Here is a 10,766-nt window from a genome sequence, read left to right on the forward strand (position 1 = left end):
GATAAACACTTCTTCTTTTAGCCACTTAGGATTGTCTACGTGGCGTTTGTTCAGTACAAAAAGCTTTAGCCATCATAGATACAAAAACAGGTTTTTGCTGTTTGTACCCATGATTTCATGAATACAAAACTATCTAAAGTAGCTAAAGTAAGCTTTATTCAGTTGTGAGTTGATTAAGTGTGTCATAAAAATCCCTCCGCAAATTGAATTGTTTACAGTATAAAGGAAAAGTGAGGTAGATGTCAACAGATTATTTTAAATTTTCTGAACATTCATATAATGCTATTAAATAAAAAAAGAGATAAAAATAATTATAATTTTTGTGAAATATTTAAATTATTCCTAATGTTAAACACTGGAAAAGAGATATCTTTGTGAATTTTAACTGGTTCATGCTAGAATTTAACTGGATAAATAAATAGTAGATAACTAGGAGGATGTATATGATTTCAAAAAAATGGATTACATTAGGTACCTTAGCAGCAACAGTATTGGTATTAGGTGCATGTAAAGGAGACAAGAAAGAATCTAAAGATAGTTCATCAGACAGCTAAACAGAAACATCAATGAGTTCAAGCGTTGATACAGTGAGTGGTGCTTCAATCAGTGATAAACCAGAAGTAATCGAAAAAGCCTTGAGCAAAGATGGTAATTGGATCGTTGCAGCAACAGCTGATCTTACTTTTGACAAAGATGTAACAGTAGCGGGTGAGTTCCACGATAAAGGGGAAGCTTCAAACGATATTTATAGAAAATTAGCATTATATGCCCAAGATTCAGATAAAAAAATCACAGATGAATACACATTGACTGTTCCTAAGTTAGTTGTTGAGACAGAAAATTTCAACATCGTTAACGGAACCGTTAAAGGGGATATCTTAGTAAAAGCGAACGGTTTTGTCTTGAATGGAACCAAAGTTGAAGGAAATGTAACGTTTGAAAAAGAAGAATACAAAACTTCTGCAACTTTAGATAAAGAAGGCGCTGAAATTACTGGAGAAACTACGGTTCAATAAGTAAAAACTAATTGAACATGCAAAAGACATTCGATTTATATCGAGTGTCTTTTTTTATAGAAAATAGCTCGTTTTAAGCTTGCGAATAACCTTGACTTTTACTATGGAAGGAAGTACAATGTATAGATGCAAAAACTATCTGAAAAATGACAAAGCAGGAGCGAAATATTGTCCGTTCCGGTTTTTAATAGGGAAACAAAAGTAGAGACGCACGAGAAATTTTCAAGAGCACATTCTATTTTTGGTTTTTTTTTGCCTAAAAACTGCAAAAAATGCTCAATATTACAGATATTTAATATTTGTAATATTAAAGAAATATTTTCGGTTAGTGTTTTGATAGACTTTTAATTAGAGGAGTGAAGAGCTTGGCTGGACACGTAGTAAAATACGGAAAACACCGCGAACGTAGAAGTTTCGCCCGGATCAGTGAAGTGTTGGAATTACCCAACTTGATCGAAATTCAAACAGACTCTTACCAATGGTTTTTAGATGAAGGACTAAGAGAAATGTTTGAGGACATTTTACCGATCGATGATTTTCAAGGAAACTTATCTTTGGAATTTGTGGATTATGAATTAAAAGAACCTAAGTATACGGTAGAAGAAGCGCGTGCACATGACGCAAACTATTCTGCACCGTTACACGTTACTCTAAGATTGACGAACCGTGAATCTGGAGAAATCAAATCACAAGAAGTATTCTTCGGTGATTTCCCTCTAATGACTGAAATGGGAACATTTATCATCAATGGTGCAGAGCGTGTTATCGTTTCTCAATTAGTACGTTCACCTGGTGTTTATTTCCATGGCAAAGTAGATAAAAATGGTAAAGAAGGCTTTGGCTCAACAGTGATCCCTAACCGTGGTGCATGGTTAGAAATGGAAACTGATGCGAAAGATATCTCTTACGTACGTATTGACCGTACGCGTAAAATTCCTTTGACTGTATTAGTTCGTGCTTTAGGTTTTGGCTCTGATGATACAATTTTTGAAATTTTTGGTGAAACACTAAGCTTACGTAATACAATCGAAAAAGATTTACACAAAAATGCGAGCGATTCTCGTACCGAAGAAGGCTTAAAAGACATCTATGAGCGTCTACGACCTGGCGAACCAAAAACAGCTGACAGTTCTCGTAACTTACTGAACGCTCGTTTCTTCGATCCAAAACGTTATGACTTAGCGAACGTTGGTCGTTACAAAGTCAACAAAAAATTAGATTTAAAAACTCGTCTTTTAAACCTAACTTTAGGCGAAACATTGATCGATGCTGAAACTGGCGAAATTATTGTTGAAAAAGGAACGGTATTGACTCACCAAGTTATGGAAACATTAGGTGAACATATCGATAACGGTTTAAACAGCGTAACCTATTACCCAAGTGAAGATGGTGTGGTTACTGAACCAATGACAGTTCAAGTAATCAAGGTTCTTTCTCCAAAGGATCCAGAACGCATCGTTAACGTGATCGGTAATGGCTACCCTGATACAAGTGTGAAAACTGTTCGTCCAGCAGATATCGTAGCTTCAATGAGTTATTTCTTTAACTTACAAGAAGACATCGGTAATGTAGATGATATCGATCACTTGGGTAACCGTCGTATTCGTTCAGTTGGTGAATTACTACAAAACCAATTCCGTATTGGTTTAGCTCGTATGGAGCGTGTGGTTCGTGAAAGAATGTCGATTCAAGATACTGAAACACTAACACCACAACAATTGATCAATATTCGTCCAGTTGTTGCAAGTATCAAAGAATTCTTTGGTTCTTCTCAATTATCACAGTTCATGGATCAAACAAATCCTCTAGGTGAGTTGACACACAAACGTCGTCTATCTGCCTTAGGACCTGGTGGTTTGACTCGTGACCGTGCTGGTTATGAAGTTCGAGACGTTCACTATTCCCACTATGGTCGTATGTGTCCGATTGAAACTCCTGAGGGACCAAATATCGGGTTGATCAATAGCTTGTCAAGTTATGCCAAAGTGAACAAATTTGGTTTTATCGAAACACCTTATCGTCGTGTTGATCGTGCCACTGGCAGAGTAACAGATAAAGTAGATTACCTAACTGCTGACACAGAGGATCACTACATTGTAGCGCAAGCAAACTCACGCTTAAATGAAGATGGAACATTCGCTGAAGAATTAGTAATGGCTCGTCTGCAAAGTGAAAACTTGGAAGTAACGATCGATAGAGTCGATTACATGGACGTTTCACCTAAACAAGTAGTTGCTGTTGCGACGGCTTGTATTCCTTTCTTGGAAAACGATGACTCCAACCGTGCCTTGATGGGTGCCAACATGCAACGTCAAGCAGTGCCATTGATCCAACCTCGTTCACCACTTGTGGGAACTGGTATGGAATACAAATCAGCACATGACTCGGGTGCTGCTTTACTATGTAAACATGATGGTGTCGTTGAATATGTGGATGCATCAGAAGTACGCGTTCGCCGTGACAATGGCGCATTAGATAAATATATGGTAACAAAATTCCGTCGTTCAAATTCAGGAACAAGTTACAATCAGCGTCCAATCGTTCTTTTAGGCGAAAAAGTTGAAAAAGGCGATACATTAGCAGATGGACCTTCTATGGAAGAAGGCGAAATGGCTTTAGGACAAAACGTTCTTGTCGGGTTCATGACTTGGGAAGGATACAACTACGAGGATGCAATCATCATGAGCCGTCGTTTGGTAAAAGATGATGTCTACACTTCTATCCATATTGAAGAATATGAATCAGAAGCTCGTGATACAAAATTAGGACCTGAAGAAATCACGCGTGAAATTCCAAACGTCGGAGAAGATGCTTTGAAAGATCTTGATGAAATGGGCATTATCCGCATTGGTGCCGAAGTCAAAGATGGTGACCTATTAGTAGGTAAAGTAACGCCTAAAGGGGTAACTGAGTTATCTGCGGAAGAGCGTTTACTACATGCAATATTTGGTGAAAAAGCCCGTGAAGTTCGTGATACATCTCTACGTGTGCCTCATGGCGGCGGCGGGATTGTTCATGATGTGAAGATCTTTACTCGTGAAGCAGGAGACGAATTATCTCCAGGTGTAAACATGTTGGTTCGTGTTTATATCGTGCAAAAACGTAAAATCAACGAAGGCGATAAAATGGCCGGACGTCATGGTAATAAAGGGGTTGTATCCCGCATTATGCCGGAAGAAGATATGCCTTTCTTACCAGATGGGACACCGATCGATATCATGTTGAACCCATTAGGGGTACCGTCACGTATGAATATCGGACAAGTATTAGAATTACACTTGGGTATGGCTGCTCGTCAGTTAGGTATTCACATTGCAACACCAGTATTTGATGGTGCAAATGATGATGACGTATGGGAAACAGTTCGCGAAGCTGGTATGGCTAGCGATGCGAAAACAGTTCTTTACGACGGACGTACAGGTGAACCATTCGATAACCGTATCTCTGTTGGTGTGATGTACATGATCAAATTGGCCCACATGGTCGATGATAAATTACATGCCCGTTCTATTGGACCATACTCACTTGTTACCCAACAACCACTTGGAGGTAAAGCTCAATTTGGTGGACAACGTTTTGGGGAAATGGAAGTATGGGCACTGGAAGCATATGGTGCAGCTTACACATTACAAGAAATTTTAACGTACAAATCTGATGACGTTGTTGGTCGTGTGAAAACATACGAAGCCATCGTCAAAGGTGAACCAATTCCAAAACCAGGCGTACCAGAATCATTCCGCGTATTGGTAAAAGAATTACAATCACTAGGGTTAGATATGCGCGTATTGGACATTGAAGAACAAGAAATCGAATTACGTGATATGGATGACGATGATGATGACTTGATCACAGTTGATGCCCTAACAAAATTTGCCGAACAACAATCAGCGAAACAATTAGAAAAAGAAGCAGCTGAAGCAAAAGAAGCTGCAGATGCAGTTCTTGAACAAGAAATTGAAACTGCTGAAGATACAAAAGACTAATTGTTTAAAGTCTTACTAAAATTGTCAAGTTAGTCTAGTGTCAATACTCTTTTTACAAAGAGTGTTGTTACACTTGGTGGAAGAAAATGCGTAAAAAATACTGTGTTTTCTTCCCACCCTAACTTTTCCTATCAAGAAATGGAGGGAATCCCTTTTGATCGATGTAAATAAATTCGAAAGTATGCAAATAGGTTTAGCTTCTCCAGAAAAGATCAGAAGCTGGTCTTACGGTGAAGTAAAGAAACCCGAAACGATTAACTACCGTACGTTAAAACCTGAACGTGAAGGTTTGTTCTGTGAACGCATTTTCGGCCCAACTAAAGACTGGGAATGTGCCTGTGGAAAATATAAACGTATTCGTTATAAAGGTATCGTTTGTGACCGTTGTGGTGTAGAGGTAACTCGCTCTAAAGTACGTCGTGAACGTATGGGACACATTGAGTTAGCAGCACCCGTTTCACATATCTGGTATTTCAAAGGTATTCCATCTCGTATGGGTCTTGTTTTAGACATGAGTCCTCGTGCTCTGGAAGAGATCATTTACTTTGCATCTTATGTAGTAATTGATGCTGGAGATACATCTTTAGAGAAAAAACAATTATTAACAGAGCGTGAATACCGTGATAAACGTGATCAATATGGTCAAGGGTTTACTGCAGCAATGGGTGCAGAAGCGGTTAAACAATTATTGGATAACGTTGATTTAGATGGCGAAGTAGCTGGCTTAAAAGAAGATTTAAAATCAGCACAAGGTCAAAAAAGAACGCGTGCAATCCGTCGTTTAGATATTTTAGAAGCATTCCGTGCCTCTGGAAATCTACCAAGCTGGATGGTTATGGATGTTATTCCTGTAATCCCGCCAGATTTACGTCCTATGGTTCAATTAGAAGGTGGACGTTTTGCAACTTCTGATTTGAACGACTTATACCGTCGTGTGATCAACCGTAATAACCGTTTGAAACGTTTATTAGATTTAAATGCGCCAAATATCATTGTTCAAAATGAAAAACGTATGCTGCAAGAAGCAGTCGATGCATTGATTGATAATGGTCGTCGTGGCCGTCCAGTTACAGGACCAGGTAACCGCCCATTGAAATCTCTTTCTCATATGTTAAAAGGGAAACAAGGTCGTTTCCGTCAAAACTTACTAGGTAAACGTGTGGATTACTCTGGTCGTTCAGTTATCGTCGTAGGACCTAACTTGAAAATGTACCAATGTGGTTTGCCAAAAGAAATGGCGATTGAATTATTCAAACCATTCGTGATGCGTGAATTAGTACAACGCGAAATCGCAACCAACATCAAAAACGCAAAACGTAAAATCGAACGCGGAGAAGATGAAGTTTGGGATATCTTAGAAGAAGTTATTCAAGAGCATCCAGTATTGCTTAACCGGGCACCTACACTACACAGACTTGGTATCCAAGCCTTTGAACCTGTGTTAGTTGAAGGTCGTGCGATTCGTCTTCACCCATTAGTGTGTGAAGCCTACAATGCCGATTTCGATGGAGACCAAATGGCCGTTCACGTTCCATTGAACGAAGAAGCACAAGCAGAAGCACGTATGTTGATGTTAGCTGCTCAAAACATTTTGAATCCAAAAGATGGTAAACCAGTTGTAACACCGTCTCAAGATATGGTCTTAGGTAACTACTACCTAACTATGGAAGAAGATGGACGTGAAGGGGAAGGCATGATCTTCCGCGACATGAATGAAGCTGTTTTAGCATGGCGTAATGGGTACGTACATTTACATTCACGTATCGGTGTTCAAACAACATTACTTGGCGACAAACCATTTACGGATTGGCAAAAAGAACGCATTTTGATCACAACTGTAGGGAAGATCATCTTTAATGAAATCATGCCTGTAGAATTCCCTTACTTGAATGAACCAACAGACTACAACTTAACAGTGCAAACGCCTGATAACTATTTTGTAGAAGCGGGTACAGATATTCCTGCGCACATTAAGGCACAAGAACTAGTTTTACCATTCAAGAAGAAAAACTTAGGAAATATTATCGCTGAAGTCTTCAAGAGATTCCATATTACTGAAACTTCTAAGATGCTTGATAGAATGAAAGACTTAGGGTATAAGCATTCGACTCATGCTGGTATGACTGTTGGTATCGCTGATATCATGGTCTTGCATGAGAAACAAGAAATCATCGATGATGCCCATAAACAAGTAGAAAATATCACGAAACAATTCCGTCGTGGTCTGATCACAGATGACGAACGTTATGAACGTGTTATTGCTGTTTGGAATAAAGCCAAAGATGAAATTCAACAAAAACTGATCGAAAGTATGGACGCTAAAAATCCAATCTTCATGATGTCAGATTCTGGAGCCCGTGGTAACATCTCCAACTTTACTCAGCTTGCTGGTATGCGTGGATTGATGGCCGCTCCAAACGGACGTATCATGGAACTTCCGATCATCTCAAACTTCCGTGAAGGACTTTCTGTCTTGGAAATGTTTATCTCTACCCATGGAGCTCGTAAAGGGATGACCGATACAGCCTTGAAGACAGCCGATTCAGGTTACTTGACTCGTCGTTTAGTTGACGTAGCACAAGATGTTATTATTCGTGAAGACGATTGTGGAACTGACCGCGGTCTAGTAATCCAATCAATTCGTGAAGGAAATGAAATCATTGAACCGTTAGAAGAACGTCTACTTGGACGTTATACGCGTAAATCAGTGATGCATCCTGAAACTGGCAAAATGATTATTGGCGAAGATCAACTGATTTCAGAAGATCTTGCTAGAGAAATCGTAGAAGCTGGCGTTGAAACGGTAACGATCCGTTCCGTATTTACATGTAATACCAAACATGGTGTATGTAAACACTGTTATGGCCGTAACTTAGCAACTGGTTCAGGTGTTGAAGTTGGGGAAGCAGTTGGTACAATTGCTGCTCAATCAATCGGAGAACCTGGTACTCAATTAACAATGCGTACGTTCCATACAGGTGGGGTTGCCGGAGATGATATTACTCAAGGTCTTCCTCGTGTCCAAGAAATCTTTGAAGCACGTAATCCTAAAGGACAAGCAGTTATTACAGAAGTTACCGGTGAAGTGATCGATATCTCTGAAGATCCTGCAACACGTCAAAAAGAAGTAACAATTAAAGGGAAAACTGATACACGTACGTATACAGTTCCTTATACAGCTCGTATGAAAGTTGCTGAAGGCGATACGATTCATCGTGGTGAACCGTTGACGGAAGGTTCGATCGATCCTAAACAATTACTACAAGTTCGCGATGTATTATCTGTTGAAAATTACCTATTACGTGAAGTACAACGTGTTTACCGTATGCAAGGGGTAGAAATCGGTGATAAACATATCGAGGTAATGGTTCGTCAAATGCTTCGTAAAGTTCGTGTCATGGATCCAGGTGACACTGAAATCTTACCAGGTACATTACTAGATATCGCTGAATTTAAAGATCGTAACTATGACACATTAGTAGCTGGTGGCGTTCCTGCAACAAGCCGTCCAGTCTTACTAGGAATTACAAAAGCATCATTAGAAACAAATAGTTTCTTATCTGCTGCGTCATTCCAAGAAACAACTCGTGTGTTAACAGATGCTGCGATCCGTGGTAAAAAAGACCCATTACTTGGTTTGAAAGAAAATGTTATCATTGGTAAAATCATCCCAGCTGGTACTGGTATGGCTCGTTACCGTAACATGGAACCAAAAGAAGTTGGCGTAGCAAGCGAAAATGTCTACAGTATCTCTGATATTGAAGCACAAATGGCTGCTGAAGATGCTTTGAATGAGTTGAATAAATAGTAAATAGCAAAAGGCTTGAAATCAGTTGATTTCAAGCCTTTTTTTATTAGTCAAGCTCTGATGCAGCTTCTTGATCTAATACAATCGTTAAATTAGGGTGAGTTTGTAGTAAAGAGGCAGGTACTTCATTTGTAACTGGACCAAAGAAAGCACGTTTGATGATAGCCGCTTTTTTCTTTCCTGTGGCGAATAGGACGATTTCTTTTGCCTGCATTACACTTTTGGGTCCCATTGTAACATAAAAATCTGGACGCTCATTTTCATCGTCGCCGACCTCGCTTAATAAAATGTCCTTCATGTTCTCAGTAGCATTTTCTCCTACATAAGAAGTTAGGTCTTCAAATTTTGTTGTACCTGGTAAGTTTCCGCAATAATGCCCATCAGCGCCAATGCCCAGTAGAATCAAATCTAGTCCGCCATCTTGTTCGATTCTTTTATCCTGATTTTTGTAGTTGTTTTCGTCCAAAGGGTGAATCTGGCTTTCAGGAATTTCTGCTGGTTTAAAGAAGAGGTTACTGAGATTGGTCATAGTGACACCATATCCTTTTCTTTGTTTGAAGGGGATCTCATCGAAATTGTAATAATGAACATTATCAAAATAAGATTTGTTTTTTACATCAGAAACTAAGTATTCATACATTTTAACTGGTGTCGATCCAGCGGTTATGGCTAAATTCACTCGTTTATTTTGATACATTTTACCTAATAGAATATTTGCAGCGACCCGGCTCATTTTTTCGTAGTTCTCTTCAATGATGATTTTCATTTTTTTAACAGCTCCTTCTTTTTTATTCAATTTACCATGTGGGAACCATCCCATGTCAATGGACTTTTATAGGTAAAGTAATAATTAGTTCATATGTTTTACAAGGATATGAGTGTTATAGCAATAAGTTCAAAATAACATAGAGCTATAGGTCTTACCTTACAAATGAAAACCCATTCCTGAAAAGTGCTTGTAAAAGAACTTTTGTTTCTATATAATTAACGTATTGATAGAATAAAATAAAGGGTGTGGAATCATGGATATAAAGGTAGAATTAGGGAAAAAGATTCGGGCATTTCGCGAACAAAAGAAGTTAAGCAGAGAAGCATTTTGTGATGACGAACTGGAATTGACTGTTAGGCAACTTTCGCGAATTGAGTCTGGTGAATCACTCCCAACACTCCCTAAACTTACATATATTTCAAAACAACTTTCTATACCTATTTCGCACTTGATAAACGAAAATGACATTATATTACCTAAACGTTATATTCAGTTGAAAATGGGTTTATTCAAACGTCTACCACAATATAATGATGCGATGAAAAAAATGGTCGAGGACACCTTTGAGGAAATATATAAGGACTACTATGAGACTTTACCTGAAGAAGAGCAGCTTTTAGTGGATACTGCTCAGGCACAAAATGATGTAAATCTTTCAAAGAAAATCGATTTTGGTGAGGGAATACTGCAAGATTATTTTTTTCAAGTTAGAAACAAGAAGGAGTATTCTGAAAATGATTTGTTAATTGTAGATTTATATTTTGCCTGTTGTTTTTATAAGCCATTTGATAATCAAGAGTTTGATGTTTTGGTGGAGAAGATATTGGAACAAGTAAACTATAGCTCGGAGTTTGGCTTGATTCTCCTAAATAGAATTCTCATTACAATAATGGGTCTATATATTATTTCTAATAGATATGATAAAATTTTAACTATTACAAAGATTTCAAATATTATAATGAAAATGAGCCAGGACTTTCATCAAAAGCCGATCATTGATATGCTCGAAGGAAAGTATTGGCTATATTTTAATGACTTAGAAAATGGGAATAAAAAATATAATGATGCAATATTACTTGCTGAATTACATGGTGAGGAGCTATTATCGGATAGAATTAAGCAAGAATGGGAAGAAGATCTAAATAGTTAATTGTAGACTGTGGAGACATAAATTATGTTTCCACAGTTTT

General features: G+C 38.3%; 4 protein-coding genes and 1 pseudogene. 4 read left to right on the top strand and 1 reads right to left on the bottom strand.

Features of this window, described 5'->3' with window-relative positions:
* The first annotated feature begins 443 nt into the window (after positions 1–443).
* The 3 genes and pseudogenes from ATZ35_RS05790 (at position 444) to rpoC (ending at position 8,807) form a co-directional block, all read left to right on the top strand.
* Positions 444–1,016 (top strand): annotated as a pseudogene (locus tag ATZ35_RS05790) (polymer-forming cytoskeletal protein).
* A gap of 365 nt (positions 1,017–1,381) precedes the next feature.
* Complete coding sequence (gene rpoB / locus ATZ35_RS05795; protein ID WP_208929896.1) at positions 1,382–4,999, top strand: DNA-directed RNA polymerase subunit beta; 3,618 nt, start codon at positions 1,382–1,384, stop codon at positions 4,997–4,999.
* A 154-nt stretch (positions 5,000–5,153) separates the two neighbouring features.
* A complete protein-coding gene (gene rpoC, locus ATZ35_RS05800) occupies positions 5,154–8,807 on the top strand; it encodes a DNA-directed RNA polymerase subunit beta' (protein WP_279614921.1) in 3,654 nt (1,217 codons plus the stop codon).
* Between the two features lie 46 nt (positions 8,808–8,853).
* On the opposite strand, the gene ATZ35_RS05805 is transcribed toward rpoC, so the two are convergent.
* The gene (locus ATZ35_RS05805) at positions 8,854–9,573 is read right to left on the bottom strand and encodes a glucosamine-6-phosphate deaminase (protein WP_208929897.1); all 720 of its coding nucleotides are present in this window, start codon (positions 9,571–9,573) and stop codon (positions 8,854–8,856) included.
* A 256-nt stretch (positions 9,574–9,829) separates the two neighbouring features.
* Between ATZ35_RS05805 and ATZ35_RS05810 the strand changes: the two genes are divergently transcribed.
* Positions 9,830–10,726, top strand: coding sequence for a helix-turn-helix domain-containing protein (locus tag ATZ35_RS05810; RefSeq protein ID WP_208929898.1), 897 nt, complete (start codon positions 9,830–9,832; stop codon positions 10,724–10,726).
* The last annotated feature ends 40 nt before the right edge of the window (positions 10,727–10,766 follow it).

It is taken from the genome of Enterococcus rotai, assembly GCF_001465345.1.
In the GTDB taxonomy this organism is placed as follows: Bacteria; Bacillota; Bacilli; order Lactobacillales; family Enterococcaceae; genus Enterococcus_L; species Enterococcus_L rotai.